Origin of the sequence: Sinorhizobium fredii NGR234, from assembly GCF_000018545.1 — a bacterium.
Lineage (GTDB): Bacteria > Pseudomonadota > Alphaproteobacteria > Rhizobiales > Rhizobiaceae > Sinorhizobium > Sinorhizobium fredii_A.
This window is the reverse complement of the sequence record NC_012587.1, coordinates 1,808,601-1,831,199: the sequence shown is the minus strand read 5'-3', so window position 1 is coordinate 1,831,199 and position 22,599 is coordinate 1,808,601. Positions and strand designations below refer to the sequence as shown.

Here is a 22,599-nt window from a genome sequence, read left to right as displayed (position 1 = left end):
TTCTATTGAAAATACAGGGGAAATCTGATCGAATGGCTTCATGATCTCAAAGCCTGTCGATCTTCCTGTGGATGTTGTTGGCGCTTACCTGGCGCTGCGTGGCGAGCATGAAGCCTTGCAGGCTAAACACGCTATCGCAGTAGCGGAAGCCGCCAATGCGCAGGCGATGCTCTCTGACAACGAGGCGCTGATCGTTGCTCTGGAATTGAAGATCGAGAAGCTCAGGCGCGAGTTGCGGGGCCAGCGCTCTGAGCGCACGGCGCGCCTGCTCGACCAGTTGGAACTGCAGCTCGAGGAACTCGTGGCGGCGGCGACGGAGGATGAGGTCGCGGCACAAGCAGCAAGCGCCAGAACCTCGAGCGTACGTTCGTTCACGCGCAAACGGCCGGTGCGCAAACCATGGCCGGACGATATCGAGCGCGAACGTGTTGTCATCGAGCCGCCGACGACTTGCACCTGCTGTGGTGGTTCGCGCCTGTCGAAGCTGGGCGAGGACGTCACCGAGACGCTGGAAGAGATCCCACGCCGGTTCAAAGTGATCGAGACGGTGCGGGAAAAGTTCACCTGCCGCGACTGTGAGGCGATCAGTCAGACGCCCGCACCCTTCCATGCCACGCCGCGCGGCTTTATCGGGCCGAACCTGCTGGCGACGATCCTGTTCGACAAGTTCGGCATGCACAGCCCGCTCAACCGGCAGAGTGCCCGGTTCAAATGCGAGGGGATCGATCTTTCGACCTCGACGCTGGCCGACCAGGTCGGGTACGCAACAGCCGCTCTCATGCCTGTCTTCGATCTGATCGAGGCGCATGTCTTCGCGGCCGAGCGTCTTCACGGTGATGACACCACCATTCCCATTCAGGCCAGGGACAAATGCACGACCGGACGCATATGGACTTACGTATGCGATGACCGGCCATTCGGGGGAACGGCGCCGCCAGCCGCAATCTATTATGCGTCGAGTGACCGGCGCGGCGAACATCCGCAGAAACACCTGGCCGGATACGGCGGCATTCTGCAGAGCGATTGCTACAATGGCTTCGAGCCGATCGCTGTTGCCGCAACGAAAGCGGTCCCGATCACATTCGCCTTTTGTCACGCGCATGCGCGGCGGAAATTCTTTGAGCTGGCCGATATCCAGAAGAATGCGCGGGATCGCAAACGGAGGGGCAAGCCGATCTCGCCGATCGCATTGGAAGCCGTCAAGCGCTACGACGAATTGTTCGAGATCGAGCGCCAGATCAACGGATTGAGCGCCGAAGAACGACTGGCTGTGCGGCAGGAGAAGAGCAAGCCACTGTTCGATGACATGCACGAGTGGTTGACGAAGGAACGCGCCATGCTCAGCAGATCGTCCGAGGTCATCGAGCCGATCGATTACATGCTCAAGCGCTGGGAGGGCTTTGCTCTCTTCCTCAAAGACGGGAGAGTTTGTTTAACGAACAACGCAGCCGAGCGGGCGCTGAGAAGTGTCGCATTGGGAAGACGGAACTGGACCTTCGCCGGTTCTCAGCGCGGGGCCGATCGTGCCGCTGTCATGCTGACCGTCATCACCACCTGCCGCCTCAACGATATCGACCCGAAGGCATGGCTTGCAGACGTGCTGGCTCGCATCGCCGACCATCCTGTCACGCGCCTGTACGAACTGCTGCCCTGGGAGTGGAAACGTGCATCGGCGGCAACCGTCATGCTGGCGGCCTGACGATGGTGGCTTCCGTCGTCCGCCTGAAGGTCACCCTCGATCATGTCGAGCCGATAGTGATGCGGCGCGTTGTCGTGCCGTTCACCATCAGGCTCAGTCGGCTGCACGAGGTGTTGCAGGCGGCGATGGGCTGGACCAACAGCCACCTTTACGAATTCCGCATGCGTGACGTCGGCTTTGGTTTGCCTGACGAGGAATGGGGGGATGGTCCGATCGATGCCCGCAGGGTCTCGCTGCTGTCGGCAGTCCAGGACACCGGTGCGAAATCGTTCAAATACCTTTACGACTTTGGCGACGGCTGGGAACACAGCATCAAGATCGAGCGCACCTTTCCTGCGGTCGGCACGGAAGGACCGATGCTTCTCGAAGCAACGGGGCACTGCCCGCCCGAAGACGTTGGTGGTCCATGGGGTTATCAGGAGTTCTGCGAGGCGCTTGCAGACCCGGCGCACGAGCGACATGCCGAAACCCTCGAATGGTGCGGCAGCAGCGATTATGATTCCGCCGCCGCCAACTTCTCGCAGCTCAACAAAGCCGTCGATGACCTCGCTGCAAAATGGGCCCGAAAAGCGCGCCGCAAAACCTGAACGCCGGGCTGTGGCCGAAGGCCGAAAGTTGATTTTACCGTGTAAACAACCGGCGGAACAGTTCTTCCGAGCGCCGTAGACCTTCGTCCGTCAGCACCAGCGACTTCGACTTGTTCACCGGATCACAGATCAGTCCCCTCTCATGCAACCGGTCCGTCGTCGCCCAGTCAAATCCCTTCCAGGCGCAACGCTCGTTGTGGAGCGTCAGCCATAACAGTGCCAGCACCGCGTCATCGATTTTGTCCTCGTCGATCTCCATTCTGCTATCCTACCACGCGCGAGACCCCCAAGTCCCGCGGCCCACCTCGGATGGATACTTCGGATGCACGAGGGCGGGCGCTCTGGATCGGGCGCCTGACGGTTCTGTTAGGGCCGGCGCCAAGCTGAGAGGAAGCGTCGAACCCGACTTCAGGAAGATCTGGTATTCGATCAAGGCGCTGCGCGCCACGTGCTGCCTGAACGCCCAAATCGCCGAATAGAACGACGACGCTTTCACGATAATCCGGCGTGGCAACGGCAAGGTCCGAGCTGTGCCGCATCGTTGAAAGGAAAAACCCCGGGGGCTACCCCGGGGCTCTTCTGTCAAGGTCCGACAAGCGAGAAGGCCGGTGCTTGACCGGCCTTCTGACTTCAGTTGAACGAGGGCGGCGCGCTGAGATCGGGCGCCGAATTGTTCTGCTGAGGCGCGTTCTGCTGCCCCGGTTGCTGCTGGCCGCCATCGAGCGGGCTGCCGCCGGGGAGTTGCAGTCCGCCCGGCAGGCCGAGGCCGCCACCGTTGTCGGGCAGGGTCAGACCGCCGCCGCCCTGGCCGAAGCCGGGCACCTCGATCTTGATCGTCGACGGATCCACCGTGGCGCCGCTTCCCTTGTAGTGCATGACCATCTGCGGGAAGAGGATCGTCAACGCCACCATCAGGATCTGGATGCCGACGAAGGGCACCGCACCCCAATAGATCTGCCCGGTTGTCACCGGTTGCGTCATCTTGCCGGTCACCTTGTCGAGATAGGGCACCCTTGCTGCAACCGAACGCAGGTAGAAGAGCGCGAAGCCGAAAGGCGGGTGCATGAAGCTCGTCTGCATGTTGATGCCGAGCAGCACGCCGAACCAGATCAGGTCGATGCCGAGCTTGTCGGCGGCCGGTGCGAGCAGCGGCACGATGATGAAGGCGAGCTCGAAGAAATCGAGGAAGAAGGCCAGGAAGAAGACGAGCAGGTTGACGGCGATCAGGAAGCCGATTTCGCCGCCCGGCAATCCAACCAGCAGGTGTTCCACCCAGAGGTGCCCGTTGACGCCGTAAAAGGTCAGCGAGAAAACGCGGGCGCCGATCAGGATGAACAGCACGAAGGCCGATAGGCGCGTGGTCGACGCAAGTGCAGCCCGGATGACCTCCATGTTGAGCCGGCCCTTCGCGGCCGCCATGATCAGTGCGCCCACTGCACCCATGGCGCCGCCTTCGGTCGGCGTCGCGATGCCGAGGAAGATCGTGCCGAGCACGAGGAAGATCAGCGCCAGCGGCGGGATCAGAACGATGATCACCTGCTGGGCCAATCGGGAAAGAGCGTTGATCTTCATCGCTCTGTCGATCAGCGCGACCATGTAGATGAACGCGACACCGACGGTTGCTCCGAGAATGTCGGCGTTTTCTCCCTGGGTCGGCGACAGGAGGACATGGGCCGCGTAGGCGATACCGCCGGCGACGGCGAGCGCGACGATCAGCGACGTCACACCGGAGCCGAGCGTACGCGCTTCGAGCGGCAGCGCCGGCATAGAGTCCCGTTTCAGGAACGACATGAGCAGGATGTAGCCCATGTAGAGGCCCGTCAGGACCAGGCCCGGGATCAGGGCGCCGGCATACATGTCGCCGACCGAGCGGCCGAGCTGGTCGGCCAGAACGATCAGCACCAGCGACGGCGGGATGATCTGGGCAAGCGTGCCGGAGGCGGCGATGACGCCCGACGCGACGCGCCGGTCATAGCCGTAGCGCAGCATGATCGGCAGCGAGATCAGGCCCATGGCAATGACCGAGGCCGCCACCACGCCGGTGGTTGCCGCAAGCAGCGCCCCGACGAAGATCACCGCATAGGCGAGGCCGCCCCGGACGGGACCGAAGAGCTGGCCGATCGTGTCGAGAAGGTCTTCGGCCATGCCGGAGCGCTCGAGCACTATCCCCATGAAGGTGAAGAATGGGATGGCGAGCAATGTGTCGTTCGACATCACCCCCCAGAAGCGTTCCGGCAGTGCATTGAGCAGCGGCCAGGAGAGATTGATCGAGTCCGAAAGCGGCGCAAGTTCCACGCCGATGATGAAGAACAGCAGGCCGTTGGCGGCGAGCGAGAAGGCGACCGGGTATCCCAGCAGCAGGAACACGATCAGCGATGCGAACATGATCGGTGCCAGGTTTTCAGCGATGAGTTCGATCACGGGCGTACCTCCGGAGCGACGGGGTCTTCAAGCGGCGCGTGGGTCGGCACGTAGGGGGTCGGATCATCCATGTTGCCGGTCATGATGGCGATCTTCTTGATGATTTCCGAGACGCCTTGCAGGGCGAGGAGGATGAAGCCGATCAGCAGAATGGCCTTGGCCGGCCAGATGATCAGCCCGCCGGCGCTCGACGATACCTCACCCGAGACATAGGACATCCGGACGTAGGGCACGAGGTAATAGAGCATGAGCAGCACGAAGGGCATCAGGAAGAAGATGTGCCCGAAGAGATCGATCCAATGCTGGACGCGCCGCGAAAACATTCCGTAGACGACGTCGATCCGGATGTGCTCGTTCTGGCTGAGCGTATAGGCGGCCGCGAACATGAAGGCCGCGCCGAAGAGGTACCATTGAGCCTCGAGCCAGGCGTTGGACGATACGTTGAACGTTTTTCTGATGACCGCGTTGCCGGCGCTGACGAGAACGGCAACGAGTATGAGCCAGGAAACTGCCTTGCCGATTCGCTCGGTAATTGCGTCGATCAATCGGCTGAAGCCGAGTAACGGTTTCATTAAATACCTCCCCGCATTGGCTGGTTTTTGGTGTTTTGCCAAGCACAGTCACAGTGCTGATTTCAAGCTCCCTTTCAAGTCTGGGCTGCCATTTTTCCCTCTCGCGGCCGGCGGATGTACGAAAGTATCATGGGCAGGCCCCTGGAGTGCCTAAGGCGTAGGCGCGATTCCCACGACGGCGCACCGTATTGGCGTGCGGTTCTCGTTGCGTAGACGCGATCCGGGGGGCGGCGATGCGTTCTCCGAGCGTGGACGAAAGACCTTGAAACGGCCCCGAGTTTGGGGCTGGATGCTGCGCAAACATGGAGGAGCAAGACATGACCGCGATGATCCGCAATCCGATCCTGCCGGGCTTCAATCCCGACCCGTCGATCTGCCGGGTGGGCGACGATTACTACATCGCGACCTCTACATTCGAGTGGTATCCTGGCGTGCAGATCCACCACTCGCGCGATCTGGTGAACTGGCGTCTCGTCCGTCGGCCGCTGGAGCGGGCGAGCCAGCTCGACATGCGCGGCAACCCCGACAGTTGCGGGATATGGGCACCGTGCCTTTCCTATTGCGACGGGCTGTTCTGGCTCGTCTATACGGACGTCAAGCGCTTCGACGGCAACTTCAAGGACGCGCACAACTACATCGTCACGGCCGAAGCGGTCGAGGCGACGTGGTCCGATCCGGTCTATGTCAACTCGTCGGGCTTCGACCCGTCGCTGTTCCATGACGACGACGGCCGCAAGTGGTTCCTGAACATGCAGTGGAACCACCGCTCTGAGAGCTTCGGCGGCGCGCCGAAGCATCCCGCCTTCGACGGCATCCTGCTGCAGGAATGGGACGAGCGGTCCCGCAAGCTGGTCGGCCCGGTCAAGAACATCTTCGCCGGCAGTTCGCTCGGTCTCGTCGAGGGGCCGCATCTCTTCAAGCGTGACGGCTGGTACTACCTCACCACGGCCGAAGGCGGAACGGGCTACGACCACGCCGTCACCATGGCGCGCTCCCGGTCGATCCATGGCCCGTATGACATACATCCGAACGCCCACCTCATCACGTCGAAGGATCATCCGGAAGCGGCCCTGCAACGGGCCGGCCACGGCCAATATGTCGAGACGCCGGACGGGCAGGCCTATCACACCCATCTTTGCGGCCGTCCGCTGCCGCCGCATCGCCGCTGCACGCTTGGCCGCGAAACGGCGCTGCAGAAATGCGTCTGGCGGGAGGACGGATGGCTCTATCTGGAGAACGGCGGTGTCGTGCCAGAGGTGATTGTACCGGCTCCGGCCGAGACGAGCTCTGTGCCGCTACCCGCTGTTATCGAGACGGATTTCGACGAGGGAGTGCTTGCACCCGAGTTTCAATGGCTGCGCACCCCGATGCCGGAGCGGATCTTTTCGCTGCAGCGGCGGGAAGGCCACTTGCGCCTGTTCGGCCGCGAAAGCATCGGCAGCTGGTTCGAGCAGGCGCTTGTCGCCAGACGCCAGGACCATCACTCCTTCCGCGCCGAGACCGTGGTCGACTTCGCGCCCCACACCTACCAGCAGGTCGCGGGCCTGACGCATTACTATAACCGCCACAAGTTCCATGCTCTCGGCGTCACCTGGCACGAGATGCTCGGCCGCGTCGTCACCATCCTTTCATGCCCGGGAGATTTCCCGCACGGGCGCTTGCAGTACCCGGCCGGCAGCGGCGTCGCGGTCCCGGACGGCCCGGTGCAACTGGCGATGGAAGTGAGGGACAACGACCTCCAATTCTTCTGGCGGGAGGCGACGCAGGCGGATTGGCAGCCGATCGGCCCTGTGCTCGACGCCGGCGTCGTCTCGGACGAGGGCGGGCGCGGCGAGCACGGTTCCTTCACCGGCGCTTTTACCGGCATGTTCGCCTTCGATACGTCCGGCAGTGCGATGACCGCTGACTTCGACCGTTTTCGATATGAGGCGCTTGGCTTATGATCTGAGATTCGTTTGTAAGGTACTTCTTATAAGTATAGATTATCATTACATAAATGTAATCTGGACTTCATATTCGGTTCAGGAGGCGGAGACTAGTTTCAAGGGGCAGACAAAGAAAGGAAACGCCATGAAACGCCTCCTGATCGCGCTTGTCGCCAGTTCATTCCTTGCCACGCCGATCGCGTTCGCTCAGACGGCCGGCGCCTCTTTCGAGCTTGCACAGTCGCATGAGCGCTATCGTCACAGGCCGGTCGACCGCCATGTCGACAGGACCGTCGAAAAGCGCGTCATGGTGAAGAAATACCGTTGGGCGCGCGGCCACAGGATGAGCCCGGCCGAACGGCGCCACATGGCCTATGTCAACGACTATCGCCGCTACAGGCTGCGGCCCCCGCCGCGTGGCCAGCAATGGGTCCGCGTCGACAACGACTTCCTGCTGATCAGCCTGGCAACCGGTGTCATCGTCAGCCTGGCCCGCTAATTTAGCTACGGGGAGTTTGCCCCTCACCCTAGCCCTCTCCCCGTAAGAACGGGGAGAGGGGACGCAGGGCGTTTGCCGCGGGTCTCCTTCGCCCCGCTTGCGGGGAGAAGGTGGCCGGCAGGCCGGATGAGGGGGATGATCCTCGCCTCCACGTCAACGATTGAAGGTGGAGTCCACAGGAGAACGACGTCAGCTTGCCGACGAAAGGCAATCCTTCAACGAAGCGCCGATGTTCTCCATCAGTTGAAAATAAAGATCCGGACCGCCCTCGAGGGTGGCCGCTTCGGGGTCGAGCGTGCCGGATTTTGCCGACGTGCCTTCGATGACGACATTGACCAGCTTCGGTTCGAATTGCGGTTCGGCGAAGACGCAGGTGGCGCCGAGGTCCTCGATCTTGGCGTGAATCTCGGACAGCCGTTCCGCCCCCGGCAGCACTTCGGGACTGACGGTGATGGAGCCGGCGACCCGCACGTTGTATCGATGCTCGAAATATTGATAGGCGTCGTGGAAGACGACGAAGGGCTTGTCCTTGATCGGCGCCACCGTCTCGGCAAGGGTCTTGTCCAGGGCATCGAGCCTTTCGTTCAGTTTCTGCAGATTGGCGCTGTAGGCCGCGGCATTGGCGGGGTCGGCCTCGGCGAGCGTCTTCTCGATCTCGGCCGCCATGGCCTTGGCATTCATCGGGTTGAGCCACACATGCATGTCGAACTCGCCTTCGCCATGCTCGTGGTCGTGCTCGGCGGTTTCCGCCGCGGCGCCATGGGCGTCGGCATCATGCCCCTCATGGCTGGCGTCCTCTGCGCTGTGCTCATGGCTTTCCTCGCCATCCTCATCTCCGTCGTCATGCGGCTCGAAGGCGCCGCCCTCTCGGAATTTCAGCTTTTCGAGACCGGGCGCCTCGCTGAGTTCGACCACTTTGGCGTCGCCGCCGAGGGCCTCGAGCGGCTTTTCAAGGAAGATTTCGAGGCCGGGACCGACCCAGAACACGACCTTTGCCGCCTGCAGCGCCGCGGCGTTCGACGGCTTCATGTTGTAGGTATGCGGTGAGGCGGCGCCTTCGACAACCAAAGACGGCTCGCCGACGCCCTGCATGATCGACGCCACGAGCGAGTGGATCGGCTTGATCGAGACGACCACGTTGGGAGCCTCGGCAAAGGCCGGCGAAGACAGAAGGATCGTGGACGCAAAGAGAAAGGCGGCAGTCGATTTCATCGGGTTCTCCGAGGTTGCAGGTCAACGTGCTTTAGATCACGATGATTTAAGGTCGGATCGACCTAAAATCATGAACGTGATCGATTCTAATGGGTTAGAGCGGGATGCGGACGGAAAACCGCACACACTTTTCCTCATCCCGCTCTAGCGGCGGCGCTGCGCAGCAATTGTTGCACAGTGATGCACGTAATGTTATTACATCAATTGCGTTATGCTATAACGTGTGCGATAGCCAGAGGCAACCGCCCAAACCGGAATTTTTCGATGCTGAATGTCCGATCGCCCGATATCACGCCGCTCGTCAGCCTTGCGAATGCGGGCGTCCGCCGCAATGGGCGCTGGCTCGTGCGCGGCGTCGAGTTTTCGATCAGCCGCGGCGAAATCGTCACCCTGATCGGTCCGAACGGTTCGGGGAAGTCGACGACAGCGAAGACCGCAATCGGCGTGCTGAAGCCCGACGAAGGGAATGTCGAGCGTCTTGCCGGTCTCAAGGTGGGCTACGTGCCGCAGAAGCTTGCCGTCGACTGGACGCTGCCGCTGACCGTCGAGCGGCTGATGACGCTGACCGGGCCGCTGAAGGGCAGGGAGATCGAAGAGGCGCTGGCGTCCACCGGCATGCTGCATATGGCCAAGGCCGAGGTGCAGCATCTTTCCGGCGGCGAATTCCAGCGGGCCTTGCTGGCACGCGCGATCGCCCGCAAGCCGGATCTTCTCGTTCTCGACGAGCCGGTGCAGGGCGTCGATTTTTCCGGCGAGATCGCGCTCTACGAGCTGATCAAGCAGATCCGCAACCGCACCGGCTGCGGCATCCTGCTGATCTCGCACGACCTTCACATCGTCATGGCGGAGACCGATACGGTCGTCTGCCTGAACGGCCATGTCTGCTGCCGCGGCACGCCGCAGGCGGTCAGCCAGAGCCCGGAATACCTGAAGCTGTTCGGACGGCGGGCCGCCGGGGCGTTGGCCGTCTACAGCCACCACCACGACCACACGCACCTGCCGGACGGTCGGGTGCTGCACGCCGATGGCAGCATTACGGAGAGCTGTTTCCCCGGCGATGGCCATCATCACCATGACGAGGCCGAAAACGTCCACGACCACGATTCCGACTGCGGTTGCGGACATCACGCACGCCTGCACGGCTACGACACGGCGGAGAAGCGCGATGCTTGACGATTTCTTCGTTCGCGCCCTCGTTGCCGGCATCGGCATTGCCGTGGTTGCGGGACCGCTCGGCTGCTTCGTCATCTGGCGGCGCATGGCCTATTTCGGCGACACGATGGCCCATTCGGCGCTGCTGGGGGTGGCGCTGTCGCTGCTTCTCGAGCTCAACCTGATGATCAGCGTCTTCATCGTAGCCTCGGCCGTCTCGCTGCTGCTGCTCTTCCTGCAGAAGCGCGGCGCGCTGTCGACGGATGCGCTGCTCGGCATCCTGTCGCATTCGGCGCTGTCGATCGGCCTCGTCATCGTCGCCTTCATGACCTGGGTCCGCATCGATCTGGTCGGCTTCCTGTTCGGCGACATCCTCGCCGTTTCGGAAGCCGATATCGACATCATCTGGGGCGGCGGCATTCTGGTGATCTTGTCGCTCGTTTATCTCTGGCGGCCGCTGCTCGCCTCGACCGTCAATCCGGAACTGGCAGAAGCCGAAGGACTGAAGCCGGAACGGGCGCGGCTCTTCTTCATGCTGTTGATGGCGCTGGTGATCGCGATTGCCATGAAGATCGTCGGCATCCTCCTCATCACCTCGTTGCTGATCATCCCGGCGGCGACCGCGCGCCGTTTTGCGACGTCGCCGGAAGTCATGGCGATTATCGCCTCGCTGATCGGCGCGCTTGCCGTTACCGGCGGTCTTTTCGGTTCGCTGCACTGGGATACGCCGTCGGGGCCGTCTATCGTGGTTGCCGCGCTGGCGCTGTTCGTGCTCAGTCTTCTGCCTCTCGGGCGCCCGGAGCGCGCGTCGCATTCTTCGCATGGAGGACACTGATGGGTACGCCCGAACTGACGAAGAACCAGTCGCTGGTGATGGGTGCTCTCACGCACGCGGAGGGGCCGATGAGCGCCTATACGATCCTCGACAAGCTCAGGGACCACGGTTTCCGGGCGCCGCTGCAGGTCTATCGCGCCCTCGACAAGCTCCTGGAATACGGCCTCGTCCATCGGCTGGAGAGCCTCAATGCCTTCGTGGCCTGCAGCTGCCCGCAGGATCATGAGCATGACCACGGCGTCACCGCCTTCACCATCTGCGAGGGCTGCGGCCAGGTGACGGAATTCCACGACGAGGCGATCGAACAGCGACTGTCGGCGCTGGTCCGCGCCCAGAGCTTCAAGACCGAGAAGACGACCATCGAGATCCGCGGGCACTGCAAGAGCTGCGCTTAGACCAAGACTATTCGATGAGCAACAGGCCGCGCTTGTGGTCGCCATCCAGCGTGTCCACGGCAGCGTAGAGCTTTTCGCGCGAGACGAGCCACGGCTTGAAGCGCTCATTCACGTCCAGGACGAAAACCAGGTCTTCGGCCTCGAGATAGCCGCCGATCGGCGAGTGATGGCCGACACCGGCGCCGAAGATCGCCTCTCGCGAAAAGTTGACGATATAGCGCCTGCCGGGATCGTTGCTGGCCAGCAAATGGCGGCGAAACTCGTCTGGAGTCAGATCGCGCAATACGGTCACCTTGCGCTCCGTTTTCGCTCGCGCCACCTCGGCAAGCTCGTCGAGTGTCAGCCCCATCCAGCAGAAACCGAGGCGGCACCAGCCGGTGCCCTCGAGGACCGCGGTTTCAGTCGTCTCTTCCTCTCCTACGGAGCGAAAGAGATTGGCGATGCTGGCGGGGCCGCAGAACGAGCCATTTGCCTGCCACGTCACGCTGCGTCCGTAGCTGAGGGCGACCGGCAAGCCCCAGGCCCGGTCCATTACTTCCGGCGATTGCTCGACGGAGGCGCGGATCGCCGCAGGCGAGACTTCGGCCGGACGCAATGCGTAGGCGCCGCCGAGGGCGACGGCGAGACCAATTGCGGCACCGACGAGCAGTCCACGCCTCATCGTTCGGACCCCCACAGCTCCGCGCGCCAATCAGGCGCGCAAAGGTCGCTGTCGCACTTTGAATTGGCGCAGGTCTCGTAAATCAAGTCGATTTAAGAGACATGCAAGTCGGAAATGGTGGCTGAGCATAGCGCAACGGAACGGCCGCGCCTACTCATGCTGGCGAAGGCTCAGTCCAGCCGGCTGAGTTGTGTCGCGTAACGCTGCCAGTTCTTCACATAGTGCTCGGCGGAGCGCTTCAGGCCTTGCACGGCCGCCTCATCCAGCGTTCGTATCGCCTTGGCGGGCGCTCCGACGATCAGTGAATTGTCGGGATATTCCTTGCCCTCGGTGATCAGCGCATTGGCGCCGACCAGGCAGTTGCGGCCGATCCTGGCGCCGTTCAGGATGGTGGCACCCATGCCGATCAGCGAATTGTCGCCGATGGTGCAGCCATGAACGATCGCTCTATGGCCGATCGTGCAGCCTTCGCCGATCGTCACCGGGAAGCCTGGGTCGACATGGACGATCACCGCCTCCTGGATGTTGGTCCGCGCGCCGATCCGGATCGGCTCGTTGTCGCCGCGCAACGTCGCGCCGAACCAGATGCCGACCTCCTCGCCGATCTCCACCCGCCCTATGACATTGGCATCAGGCGCGACCCAGTAGCTGCCTTCCGGTGGCGTGGTCGGCTGCAGCGGTCCCAGCGCATAGAGTGGCATGGTGTGTTCCTTGTGCTTGGAGGAAGGCGCGTCCGGCTTTTCCTGCCGCCCGATACGATCAGACGACCTTGACGGAGAGCGCCGCGAGGCCGTCGATACCGCAGGTGACGACGTCGCCGCGCTGTACCGCCCCAACCCCCGCGGGCGTGCCGGTCATGATGATGTCGCCCGGCGCCAGTGTGAAGAGACGCGACAGTTCGGCGATGATCTCCGGTACGGTCCAGATCATCTGGGCGAGGTCGCCCTGTTGGCGCATCTCGCCATTGACCTTCAGCCAGATATTTCCATTCGTCGGATGGCCGACTGCGGTCGCCGGTGCGATCGCGGAGATCGGCGCGGAATGCTCGAAGGCCTTGGCCGCGGTCCAGGGGCGCCCCGCCTCCTTCGCCTGCGCCTGCAGGTCGCGGCGGGTAAAATCTATGCCGACGCCATAGCCATAGACATGCGCGATCGCCTCCTCGATCGGGATGTCCGCACCGCCATGCCTTAGGGCGACGACCAGCTCCACCTCGTGATGCACGTCGGAGGAGAGCGGCGGGTAGGGGAAATCCTGGCCGGGGAGCAGCAGGTTGTCCGCATTCTTCTGGAAAAAGAAGGGCGGTTCGCGGTCGGGGTCATGGCCCATTTCCCGCGCATGGGCGGCATAATTGCGTCCGACGCAATAGACGCGCCGGACCGGAAATCCGACGGGGCTCTCGAAAATCGGCAAGAGGACAGGCAATGAAGGCGGTATGACGGTTTCCATGGTCGTTCGGTCCTCGCCTGACTCTACTGCATGTCTCCTTAAATCGACCTCGATTTAAAGAGACATGCAGCAATTCAAAGTGCTCCAGCGACCTTTGCGCGCTTGATAAGGCGAGCGGCGCTGTAGGGAATGATGCGGAAAGTCAAAACGCTACAGCGACCTCCCATGCCGGTGATGGGCGGTGGCGCTGTAGCGAATCTTGGTGGGACGTTAGCAGCCGGAAGGGCTGCGGCAATAGGCAAACTTATGCCGAGGGGAATTTATTGGGCCCGTGAGGTCTGAGGTCAGGCGCAGCGGGCATAGGCTTCAAGCTGGTCGCGGGTCAGAAAGCGACCGTCCGAGCGCGAGTTCAGTTCCGGGTGGCTGTATTCGAGGCTCGGTACTTCGGGAAGTTCAAGGGCCTGGCGGACGGTCATGATGCCTATGTCCTTGCGGCCGGTTTCACGTTTCATGCTGACTTCGACGATACGTCGGAGATTGCTCTCTCTCATCATGATGTCTCTCCCGTATTATTTTCTTTTCCCTTTTGATCCGGAGTTAAACACTCCGAACTTGTTCTTTATGAGGCACCTCAGAATATACGTGTTTTAAATGAACACTTCACGACAGAAATCTGGCGGTTTCGCGGAAATTTCCGTGTCATTTCAAGATCGGCCGCAATCTGGCCGGGCCCGAAGGCATGCTGATGACTTGGAGTTTGCGTCATAGCTTATATTGGAAACGGCCCTGGTCTTCAAGCAAAGCCGTCTCTCTGTGACATTAATACTATTTTTGAGCGCTTCGATCTATCTATAAATAATATAATTGCTGCCGTCGAAGGCGTTTCGGCAGGGCATATTGGAACAATAGAGGTCTCGCCGTCCACAGACACTGAACAGTGGCCGGCCTGCGACTGCGTCTCGCCGGCTCAATGAGCCGTCAGGTGCGCTTCTTCAACCGCGAAAATGAACAGCCTGCGGGCCTCGTCAGGAGTCCGGCGGCCGGCGATCGCCGCGCGGCAGGCGCTCCGCGCCGCGACGTAATAGGGACCGCGGTGGGGCCATTGGCCGGCCAGGCATGCGAGCGCGTCGGACGGCCCCTTCACCATGCGGACATCGCCGCTAATCAACCCAAGCTCGATGGGACGGTTCCACAACACCTGATGCATGCTTCTCCTCCTGAAGAACAACGTCCCGGGCAAGTCCGGGCGTACCGCGATTTCGGTTCCGGTCGTCGGGTGGAGGGCCCCTCGCGCACTGCTCCTCCCGACTCCCGGGATTCAATGCAAAAAACGTCGTCGGCCATTGTCCGGTTCCGCGCGGCCTTTGTGCGCGTCGGCGGGCAAGGCTCCTCAATCTAGCGCAGGATTTTTCGTTTGTCCGCAATTTCGAGAATTCGGGCGATCCGATGCGGGCGAGGGATTGCTGCCGCTCGCTTCCCCACCTCGGCCAGGCGCAAATTTCCTATCCAGGGTTGTTCACCAATCGGAGAGCCGTCCTCCGTCGCGACGTTGGACAGAAAGCCCCTTAAATGTGCGGGTTTCAATGACTTGACCGCGGGCCTATATATTTTCTGCTGGGGAGGCATAAATGATAGAGGTTGCAGAAATTCGTTTGACGTGGTTACCGCTGCGCAACGGGATCTACTGTGCCATGCTCGGTCGGCACGAAGTCGCCTTCGTCATGAAGCGCGAGACGATGAGCGACTGGGCCTGGCGGATTTCCCATTGCAATGGCACCAACAATACCGGCTTTCACTATGCGTCGACGCTCGAAACCGCCAAGGCGGCAGTGCTGGCCGGCGTCCAGGAATGGTTTCGCCAGGCAGGATTTCGGTAACGGGCGAGGGATTTCCGCCGCATGACGATGTATGCGCCCCGGTTCATCGCCCTGGGTCTAGGCAGCCAATTGCATCGCATGGGCGCCACCTAGCATCTGCGTAGCGCACCGAACAGCCAAGCCATCTCGCTTTATCGATGTCGGCGCAGTATAAGGCGTCCGCATGGCGCGGTCGTTTGGATTTCGCGCGCCAAATCGAGGCTGCAAATGCCGCCATTTGGCCGCGCTGCGCGCGGTCAAGAAGATGGAAGAGATTTGATCAGACCATGAGAGAGACGTCGCAAACGGTCGGAACGTTTGAGAAGGGGCGATACTTCAAGCGGCCCGTGTTCGCCGTGGCGCCGATGATCGACTGGACCGATCGGCACTATCGCTTCTTCGCGCGGCAGCTCTCGCGCCATGCGCTGCTCTATACGGAAATGATCGTCGCCGATGCAATCCTGCGGGGCGATCGGGACAGGCTGCTCGGCCATGACGCCGCGGAGCATCCGGTCGCGCTGCAGCTTGGCGGCAACGATCCGGCGAAGATGGCGGAGGCGGCGCGGATCGCCGAAGCTTTCGGCTATGACGAGATCAACATGAATGTCGGCTGCCCCTCGGACCGGGTGCAATCCGGCACCTTTGGGGCCTGCCTGATGCAGGAGCCGGCGCTGGTCGCCGAATGCGTGGCGGCGATGAAGGAGGCCGTGACGATCCCGGTCACCGTCAAGTGCCGCATCGGCGTCGATGATCAGGATCCCGAGGTGGCGCTTCGCGCGCTTGTCGCCCGCGTCAAGAGCGCCGGCGCGGATGCCGTCTGGGTGCATGCCCGCAAGGCCTGGCTGCAGGGCCTGTCGCCGCGGGAAAACCGCGAAATCCCGCCGCTCGATTACGGCCTCGTGCACCGGCTCAAGTCGGAAAATAAGAACCTTTTCATCGGCCTCAACGGCGGTCTTCAGACGTTGGATCAGGCGCTCGCGCATCTCGATCCGCGATTGCTCCCGGCGCATGCGCCGAAGCTTGCCGTGGCCGAGGCCGAACATGAGGTCCCCCTGGACGGGGTCATGCTCGGCCGCGCCGCCTACCACGACAGCGGCTTGCTCACCGCCGCGGACGGCTATTTCGCCCATCCGCTGACCGGCGCTCCACCTGTGCCGCTTGACCCCGACAGCTTCTCGGAGCGCGGCCATTGCCTGTCGCTCACCTTCTGGGCGGATGTGCGCGACGCCATGGCGGCCTATGCTGCCGCCCATATCGACAATGGCGGCCGGCTGATCCATGTGACGCGCCACATGGTCGGGCTCTTCCAGGGCTGGCCCGGCGCGCGGCGCTACCGCCAGATGCTTTCCGCCGACGCCACCCGCAAGGGCGCCGGCCCGGAGGTGATCCACGCCGCCTTCGAGGCTGTGTTCGTGGCGATCACGGCGCGCCAAGCGGCGGAATAGGGGCACTCGCGGGTCTGCCTGGCTTTGCCCCTCTCCTCGGGTTTAACCCGAGGACTAACCCTCTCCCCGCAAGCGGGGCGAGGGGACGAAGACATGCAGCAATTCAAAGTGCTACAGCGACCTTTGCGCGCCTGATAAGGCGCGCGGCGCTGTAGGCCGGATGAGGGGCACCGCAGGCAACAAAAAAACGGCGCCTCCTGCGAAGCGCCGTCTTTCAAAATCCGATCGAAACGTCCGGCTTAGAGAGCCTGGAGGTTGACCGCCTTTGGGCCCTTGCCCATGCGGTCCGGCTCGGTGTCGAAGCTGACCTGCTGGCCATCCTTGAGCGTCGCGAGGCCGGCGGCCTGAACAGCGGAGATGTGGACGAAAACGTCCTTGGCGCCGCCGTCCGGCGTGATGAAACCAAAACCCTTGTCCTGGTTGAAGAATTTTACGATGCCCTTGGTGGCCATGGAAGAAGTCCTTTTCCTTCAGTCTGTCTTTGCCGCAACCCAGCGCTTCAATAGCACGGCTTGGCTGCTTGAGGTAGTGGATTCGTGCCCCTTTTGGGAAACGAATATGTCGTCTTCAGCGGTAGGCTGAAAGGCGTCGAGTGGTCACGATATCGGGGAAAAGACGTCTACGATGCCGCTTGCGGCAGACCCGGCTATGGCCGGGCTCAAACGAAAGTCCAGTCTCCGGGATTGAAATCGCCCGAACGGCGATAGGATTGGCAGTATTCGGGGTAAAAGGCAAGCGAAGAGTTCCGCCTACAGGCGCGCCTGCGCAATGCCTTGCACGACCGGGCTTTCCGGGACTTTGATAAAGCCGAACCAACACGCAAATGTCGTGGATTGCCTCGTTTCCACCACATTTTCGCCGCGACGCTTCGGTGAGCGTGGCGCGGTTTCGATGCGATCGCCGTGGACTTGCTGCCGGCGCAGCGAACCGGTAGGTCTGAACCGGACAGGACCATTGCAAATCGATGAACAACAGGTGGCCGGCTTGATCGATCCCTATGCCCTCCTTGGACTTGAACGCGACGCCGATGAGCGGGCTATCCGGGCGGCCTACCGCCGGGCGGTGAAGACGGCGCATCCGGACCGCGGCGGCGATGCCGAGCAGTTCGGCAAACTGCAGACGGCCTATGACCTTTTGAAGGATCCAGTGCGCCGCAAGGTTTTTGACGACACCGGCTACGATCCGCAGCTCGTCGACCCCAAACAGGTCAAGGGTCTGATGATGCTCGAGACGCTCGTCAACGACTTCATCCTCGACCTGCGCGAGCCCGGCAGCTTCGATCCGATCGCGGCCATGCGCCGAAAGCTCTCCGACGACATCGTCAAGACGCGCTTCCACATCCTCGAACTGGAGCGCCACCGGGCGCGCGTCCGCAAGCACCTCGACCGCCTCGGCCGGCGGCCGGAGACCGACGTCCTCGGCTCGATGCTGCGCGCCCGCAGCCAGTCGATCAGCGATGCGATCAAGACGGCCGAAGCGCAGATCGGCGTGATCGAGCAGGCCTATCAGATGCTCGAAGGCTATTCCTATGAGATGGAGCCGCTGGAGGTGGAGGCGCGGGCGGCGGAGTAGGGGGCTTCCGAATCGCTTCCAAACGCCTACTTCTGGCAGAGACTTCAATCTGCAGCCAATTGGGATCGCCGACCGGCGACACGTTGCTGGATGTCCAATTCGCGGAAAGTGGGGACGATCGGTTCGATCTAGGGGGCGCTTGGCGAAAAAGTAGGATTCGCGCTTTCCCCGACTTCGCGAGCCCGACCCCAGGCGCTAGAAGAAGTCTCCTCCTACTATTTCCCACAAGGGAACCTCATGCGCCGGCTGCCGTGAGCCGGCGCGACTTATTTATTTGGCCTCAGCAGGGAGGAGCGCCCCTGCGCCCGCCGGACCTGTCCTACCGGTTGTCGCCGCTATCCTGGTTGCCTCTTCCGGGATCTCGGTGATCCGGTCTTTGATCCTGGTTGCCCCTTCCGGGATCCTGGTTATCTCTGTGTTGGTCCTGGTTACCCCTTCCAGGATCCTGGCCGCCACCGCCACCGTCGTTGCCACCGCCGCCACCATCGTTGCCGCCGCCGCCACCATCGCCGCCGCCGCCGCCACCGCCGCCGCCGCCACCGCCGCCGCCGCCACCGCCACCGCCGCCGCCACCGCCGTTGCCGCCGCCGCCGCCACCACCGCCGCCGCCACCGCCGCCGCCGCCGCCGGAGCCACCGCCACCGGAGCCGCCACCGCCGTTACTGCCGGTGGGGTTGCCGTCGGTGGATGTCGTCGAAAAGACGTTGCGAATGAGCGCTGTGGCAAAGGGTGGGCATTGGTCGAGCTGCTCGGTCGTGAGAATATCGGCGCGGTTCTGCGCCATGCAGCATTGCTGATAGTTGGCTTCCGTCAGCGGGCTGCACTGCTGCGCCGTCAGTATGGGCCGTTCGGCCTCCTGGGCTCTTGCCGGTGGTGCTGCCGAGGCGAGAAAGCCCGCCGACAGGAGTGCTACGCTGGTGCTCATGAGACGTTGCTTCAGGGGCAACATGTTCGTTCTCCCTAAATTAGAAAGAACTGAAATTCGTAGTCCGCGCGTTTGTTCCCTCGGTCAGGCAAATTGGAAGCGGAAAAGCCTGTTGTAACGAGCAGTTGTAGCGCGTAGTTCAAGTGGCAGTTGAAATGTATGGAGGCTCTGCACGCGCGCTCCGCGTGCGGCGAGCCGATGGACGATGAAGGGCTTCTTGCGAATCTGCGTCGACGGACGCCACCTGTCGGCGCCCTGTCCAGAAAGCGGGCTATACGATTCTAGCCTGGTCTGTCGCCACGACTGCTACCGTCCCGGCCGCCCGGTCTTGCCCTTCGTCCTGCCTTGCCGGCGCTTCTCTTCCGCCGGATCCTCGTAGGAGCCGACGCCGGGCTTGGCGCGGACCAGCGGTTTGTCCGGCACTTTCCCAGTCACCGGCTTCTCGGTCCGGCCGACGGTCATCTCGTCGAGGCTGTTTTTCCTGAACAGCGATTTCCCGTCCGACTCGCTGCCCGCAGGAATCGCCACGTCGCGGCCCATTTCGTCGAGGTCGGGCTTGCGGAACAGGGGGCGCTCGGTGTCGGTGCCCGGGCCCATGTCGTCGAGCGAGGGTTTCTGGAAGAGTGACTTCTCCTCCGTGGCTTTGGATCCTCGGGTCGAAGCCGAGGATGACGGAGAAGACGGGGACGTCGAAGAGGAGGCGCCCTTTCGGTTCTCCTGCGATCGCGCCTCTTCCTTTCGCTTCCCTGTCGCGCCTTCGGCGCTCCGCGCCTCTTCCCGCGCCATCGGGTCGTCCAGCACGGCAAGCTCCGCGGCCTTGAGGCGCTTGATCTCGTCGCGCAGCCGCGCGGCGGTTTCGAAGTCGAGGTCGGCGGCGGCGTCGCGCATCTGTTTTTCGAGCGCGTTGAGATGTGCCTGCAGATTGTTGCCGACGAGGTGGCCGGCCTCGGCAAAGCCCTTGCCGGCGACGCCGGAGATGTCGGCGCGGACATGGTCGCGCTCGTAGACCGAGTCGAGAATGTCGGAGATCTTCGCCTTCACCGATTCCGGCGTGATGCCGTTTTCGAGGTTGTAGGCCATCTGCTTCTCGCGGCGGCGGGCAGTCTCCTCCATCGCCCGGCTCATCGAGCCGGTGATGGTGTCGGCATAGAGGATGACCTTGCCGTCGACATTGCGGGCGGCGCGGCCGATCGTCTGGATCAGCGAGGTTTCCGAGCGCAGGAAGCCTTCCTTGTCGGCGTCGAGGATGGCGACGAAGCCGCATTCGGGAATGTCGAGACCCTCGCGCAGCAGGTTGATGCCGACCAGCACGTCGAAGGCGCCGAGGCGCAGGTCGCGGATGATCTCGATGCGCTCCAGCGTGTCGATGTCGGAGTGCATGTAGCGCACCCGCACGCCCTGTTCGTGCAGATATTCGGTGAGGTCCTCGGCCATGCGCTTGGTCAGCACGGTGACGAGGGTGCGGTAGCCGGCGGCGGCGGTCTCGCGGATCTCGCCGAGCACGTCGTCGACCTGGGTTTTGGCCGAGCGTACCTCGACCGGCGGATCGATCAGGCCGGTCGGGCGGATCACCTGTTCGGCGAAGACGCCGCCGGACTGCTCCATTTCCCAGCCGCCGGGGGTTGCCGAGACGGCGATCGTGTCCGGACGCATCGCGTCCCATTCCTCGAAGCGCAAGGGCCGGTTGTCCATGCAGGAGGGTAGGCGGAAGCCGTATTCGGCCAGCGTCGCCTTGCGGCGGAAGTCGCCGCGATACATGCCGCCGATCTGCGGAATAGTGACGTGGCTCTCGTCGATGAAGATCAGCGCGTTGTCCGGAATATATTCGAACAGCGTCGGCGGCGGCTCGCCCGGCTTGCGGCCGGTCAGGTAGCGCGAATAGTTCTCGATGCCCTGGCAGGAGCCAGTCGCCTCCAGCATTTCCAGGTCGTAGCGGGTGCGCTGTTCGAGGCGCTGCGCTTCGAGCAGCCGGCCGGCCCGTTCCAGCTCGGTGAGGCGGTGCGCCAGCTCGTCCTTGATCGCCTTGGTGGCGGCGTTCAGCGTCGGCCGCGGCGTCACATAGTGCGAGTTGGCGTAGATCTTCACCGATTTCAGGTCGCCAGTCTTCTGGCCGGTCAGCGGGTCGAATTCGGTGATGGCGTCGATCTCGTCGCCGAACATCGAGATGCGCCAGGCGGCATCCTCAAGGTGAGCCGGGAAGATCTCGATCGTGTCGCCGCGCACCCGGAACGAACCGCGCTGGAAATCCATGTCGCGGCGCTTGTATTGCTGTGCCACCAGGTCGGCGAGCAATTGCCGCTGGTCGAGCCGGTCGCCGACAGTCATCTGGAAGGTCATCGCCGTATAGGTCTCGACTGAGCCGATACCGTAGATGCAGGAGACCGAGGCGACGATGACGACGTCGTCGCGTTCGAGCAGCGAGCGCGTTGCCGAGTGGCGCATGCGGTCGATCTGCTCGTTGATCGAGGATTCCTTCTCGATATAGGTGTCGGAGCGCGGCACGTAGGCTTCCGGCTGGTAGTAGTCGTAGTAGGAGACGAAATACTCGACCGCATTCTCCGGGAAGAAGTTCTTGAATTCGGAATAGAGCTGGGCGGCAAGCGTCTTGTTCGGCGCCAGGATGACGGCCGGGCGCTGCGTCGCCTCGATCACCTTGGCCATGGTGAAGGTTTTGCCGGAGCCGGTGACGCCGAGCAGCACCTGGTTGCGCTCGCCGGAGGAGAGACCGTCGACGAGGTCGGCGATCGCCGTCGGCTGGTCGCCGGAGGGCTGGTAGTCGGTCACCATCTTCAGCGATATGCCGCCTTCGGATTTGTCCGGCCGGGCCGGGCGGTGCGGCGTCCAGAGCTTGCCGTCCTTGAAGAGCGGATTGCCGCTCTCGATCAGCGCCGCCAGCGCTTCGACCGTCGCGGTAACGCCGGAGCCGGTCGTCAGCTTGTCGGCATCCTCGAGCGAGACATCGAGACCGGCCACCGGGTTGAGACCGGCGGCGGCCCGCGTCTTCGGGTCGTGGCTGCCGCCCATCGATGTGCCGCGCGCGGTCTTGCCCGCGACGGTCTTCGCAGCGGCTTTCGAGGCGGTGATCTCGACCTTCTTGCGGTGTTTGCCGGCCTTGGAGGCGATCTCCCGCTGGCTCTCGAAAGCGGACGTTTCTGCTTCCGCCTCGAGTTGCTTCACCCAGTCGGAGACATTGCCGGACAGCGGCGTACCGGAAAGCGGCGCCTGCGGGGCCTCTTCGAAGCCGCTGGGTGTTGACGGTTTCTTCGGGGAACTCTTCGGAGATCGGGTCATGGCCGGGAATATGGAGAGAGTCAGGCCGAAAGCCAAGGGGGAAGGAGTACAAAAGGGAAACGGCCGGCTTGGATTTTCGGTCTTCTCGGATCAATCTCCGGCCAACAGCAACCGGGCCGAGCCGCCCGTTGCTTTTCGATGACAGGGATATGTCGACGATGAAGGG

The 22,599-nt window shown here is 62.6% G+C and carries 22 protein-coding genes; 10 read left to right on the top strand and 12 right to left on the bottom strand.

The features are described from left to right. Positions 1 to 40: 40 nt before the first annotated feature. Both NGR_RS20105 and NGR_RS20100 read left to right on the top strand, forming a co-directional pair. Complete coding sequence (locus NGR_RS20105) at positions 41 to 1,699, top strand: IS66-like element ISRsp1 family transposase (RefSeq protein WP_010875348.1); 1,659 nt, start codon at positions 41 to 43, stop codon at positions 1,697 to 1,699. A gap of 2 nt (positions 1,700 to 1,701) precedes the next feature. Continuing rightward, the gene (locus NGR_RS20100; protein ID WP_010875347.1) at positions 1,702 to 2,286 is read left to right on the top strand and encodes a plasmid pRiA4b ORF-3 family protein; all 585 of its coding nucleotides are present in this window, start codon (positions 1,702 to 1,704) and stop codon (positions 2,284 to 2,286) included. A 34-nt stretch (positions 2,287 to 2,320) separates the two neighbouring features. Here NGR_RS20100 and NGR_RS20095 read toward each other — a convergent pair whose 3' ends face one another. The 3 genes from NGR_RS20095 to NGR_RS20085 all read right to left on the bottom strand — a co-directional run bounded on the left by NGR_RS20095 (position 2,321) and on the right by NGR_RS20085 (position 5,279). Continuing rightward, positions 2,321 to 2,545 (bottom strand): DUF6429 family protein, encoded by a 225-nt coding sequence (locus NGR_RS20095; protein ID WP_010875346.1) that lies wholly within the window; start codon positions 2,543 to 2,545, stop codon positions 2,321 to 2,323. Between the two features lie 371 nt (positions 2,546 to 2,916). Next, on the bottom strand, positions 2,917 to 4,707 hold the full coding sequence (locus NGR_RS20090; protein WP_012708302.1) for a TRAP transporter large permease: 1,791 nt from the start codon (positions 4,705 to 4,707) through the stop codon (positions 2,917 to 2,919). Next, a complete protein-coding gene (locus NGR_RS20085) occupies positions 4,704 to 5,279 on the bottom strand; it encodes a TRAP transporter small permease subunit (RefSeq protein WP_012708301.1) in 576 nt (191 codons plus the stop codon). Before NGR_RS20085 ends, NGR_RS20090 begins: the two co-directional genes overlap by 4 nt. 317 nt (positions 5,280 to 5,596) lie before the next feature. Here NGR_RS20085 and NGR_RS20080 point away from each other — a divergent pair, with 317 nt between their 5' ends. Both NGR_RS20080 and NGR_RS20075 read left to right on the top strand, forming a co-directional pair. Next, positions 5,597 to 7,222 (top strand): glycoside hydrolase family 43 protein, encoded by a 1,626-nt coding sequence (locus NGR_RS20080; protein WP_012708300.1) that lies wholly within the window; start codon positions 5,597 to 5,599, stop codon positions 7,220 to 7,222. A gap of 127 nt (positions 7,223 to 7,349) precedes the next feature. Beyond that, positions 7,350 to 7,703, top strand: coding sequence for an RcnB family protein (locus NGR_RS20075; RefSeq protein ID WP_012708299.1), 354 nt, complete (start codon positions 7,350 to 7,352; stop codon positions 7,701 to 7,703). Positions 7,704 to 7,892: 189 nt separating this feature from the next. Here NGR_RS20075 and znuA read toward each other — a convergent pair whose 3' ends face one another. Further along, positions 7,893 to 8,915: a zinc ABC transporter substrate-binding protein ZnuA gene (znuA, locus tag NGR_RS20070; protein ID WP_012708298.1), complete on the bottom strand. Its 1,023-nt coding sequence runs from the start codon at positions 8,913 to 8,915 to the stop codon at positions 7,893 to 7,895. 264 nt (positions 8,916 to 9,179) lie between these two features. Between znuA and NGR_RS20065 the strand changes: the two genes are divergently transcribed. Genes NGR_RS20065 through NGR_RS20055 form a run of 3 tightly spaced genes read left to right on the top strand, consistent with a single transcriptional unit; the run spans position 9,180 to position 11,297 of the window. Continuing rightward, on the top strand, positions 9,180 to 10,088 hold the full coding sequence (locus NGR_RS20065) for an ATP-binding cassette domain-containing protein (protein WP_164924360.1): 909 nt from the start codon (positions 9,180 to 9,182) through the stop codon (positions 10,086 to 10,088). After that, complete coding sequence (gene znuB / locus NGR_RS20060) at positions 10,081 to 10,902, top strand: zinc ABC transporter permease subunit ZnuB (RefSeq protein ID WP_012708296.1); 822 nt, start codon at positions 10,081 to 10,083, stop codon at positions 10,900 to 10,902. Before NGR_RS20065 ends, znuB begins: the two co-directional genes overlap by 8 nt. Continuing rightward, positions 10,902 to 11,297 (top strand): Fur family transcriptional regulator, encoded by a 396-nt coding sequence (locus NGR_RS20055; RefSeq protein WP_012708295.1) that lies wholly within the window; start codon positions 10,902 to 10,904, stop codon positions 11,295 to 11,297. The genes znuB and NGR_RS20055 overlap by 1 nt, the downstream gene beginning before the upstream one ends. A 7-nt stretch (positions 11,298 to 11,304) precedes the next feature. On the opposite strand, the gene NGR_RS20050 is transcribed toward NGR_RS20055, so the two are convergent. From NGR_RS20050 to NGR_RS20030, 5 genes are all read right to left on the bottom strand, one after another. After that, entirely contained in the window at positions 11,305 to 11,958 is a 654-nt protein-coding gene (locus tag NGR_RS20050; RefSeq protein ID WP_012708294.1) for a phytochelatin synthase family protein, read from the bottom strand. Positions 11,959 to 12,128: 170 nt separating this feature from the next. Continuing rightward, positions 12,129 to 12,659 (bottom strand): gamma carbonic anhydrase family protein, encoded by a 531-nt coding sequence (locus NGR_RS20045; protein ID WP_012708293.1) that lies wholly within the window; start codon positions 12,657 to 12,659, stop codon positions 12,129 to 12,131. Positions 12,660 to 12,717: 58 nt separating this feature from the next. After that, complete coding sequence (locus tag NGR_RS20040) at positions 12,718 to 13,404, bottom strand: fumarylacetoacetate hydrolase family protein (RefSeq protein WP_012708292.1); 687 nt, start codon at positions 13,402 to 13,404, stop codon at positions 12,718 to 12,720. 284 nt (positions 13,405 to 13,688) lie between these two features. Then, on the bottom strand, positions 13,689 to 13,898 hold the full coding sequence (locus tag NGR_RS20035) for a hypothetical protein (protein WP_012708291.1): 210 nt from the start codon (positions 13,896 to 13,898) through the stop codon (positions 13,689 to 13,691). Between the two features lie 413 nt (positions 13,899 to 14,311). Beyond that, positions 14,312 to 14,551, bottom strand: coding sequence for a DUF982 domain-containing protein (locus tag NGR_RS20030; RefSeq protein WP_014328652.1), 240 nt, complete (start codon positions 14,549 to 14,551; stop codon positions 14,312 to 14,314). A 421-nt stretch (positions 14,552 to 14,972) separates the two neighbouring features. On the opposite strand from NGR_RS20030, the gene NGR_RS20025 reads away from it, so the two are divergent. Then, the gene (locus tag NGR_RS20025; protein WP_012708289.1) at positions 14,973 to 15,221 is read left to right on the top strand and encodes a hypothetical protein; all 249 of its coding nucleotides are present in this window, start codon (positions 14,973 to 14,975) and stop codon (positions 15,219 to 15,221) included. Between the two features lie 266 nt (positions 15,222 to 15,487). After that, positions 15,488 to 16,645 carry a tRNA dihydrouridine(20/20a) synthase DusA gene (gene dusA, locus NGR_RS20020; RefSeq protein ID WP_012708288.1) on the top strand — a complete coding sequence of 386 codons (1,158 nt, stop codon included), beginning with the start codon at positions 15,488 to 15,490 and terminating at the stop codon, positions 16,643 to 16,645. A gap of 239 nt (positions 16,646 to 16,884) precedes the next feature. Here the strand turns inward: dusA and NGR_RS20015 are convergent, their stop codons facing one another. Further along, the gene (locus NGR_RS20015) at positions 16,885 to 17,097 is read right to left on the bottom strand and encodes a cold-shock protein (protein ID WP_012708287.1); all 213 of its coding nucleotides are present in this window, start codon (positions 17,095 to 17,097) and stop codon (positions 16,885 to 16,887) included. Positions 17,098 to 17,629: 532 nt separating this feature from the next. Between NGR_RS20015 and NGR_RS20010 the strand changes: the two genes are divergently transcribed. Continuing rightward, positions 17,630 to 18,217 carry a DnaJ domain-containing protein gene (locus NGR_RS20010; protein WP_164924626.1) on the top strand — a complete coding sequence of 196 codons (588 nt, stop codon included), beginning with the start codon at positions 17,630 to 17,632 and terminating at the stop codon, positions 18,215 to 18,217. A gap of 319 nt (positions 18,218 to 18,536) precedes the next feature. Here NGR_RS20010 and NGR_RS32395 read toward each other — a convergent pair whose 3' ends face one another. After that, positions 18,537 to 19,166, bottom strand: a complete 630-nt coding sequence (locus tag NGR_RS32395; protein WP_012708285.1) for a hypothetical protein — start codon at positions 19,164 to 19,166, stop codon at positions 18,537 to 18,539. Positions 19,167 to 19,448: 282 nt separating this feature from the next. Further along, positions 19,449 to 22,433, bottom strand: coding sequence for an excinuclease ABC subunit UvrB (uvrB, locus tag NGR_RS20000; RefSeq protein ID WP_012708283.1), 2,985 nt, complete (start codon positions 22,431 to 22,433; stop codon positions 19,449 to 19,451). Positions 22,434 to 22,599 lie beyond the last annotated feature (166 nt).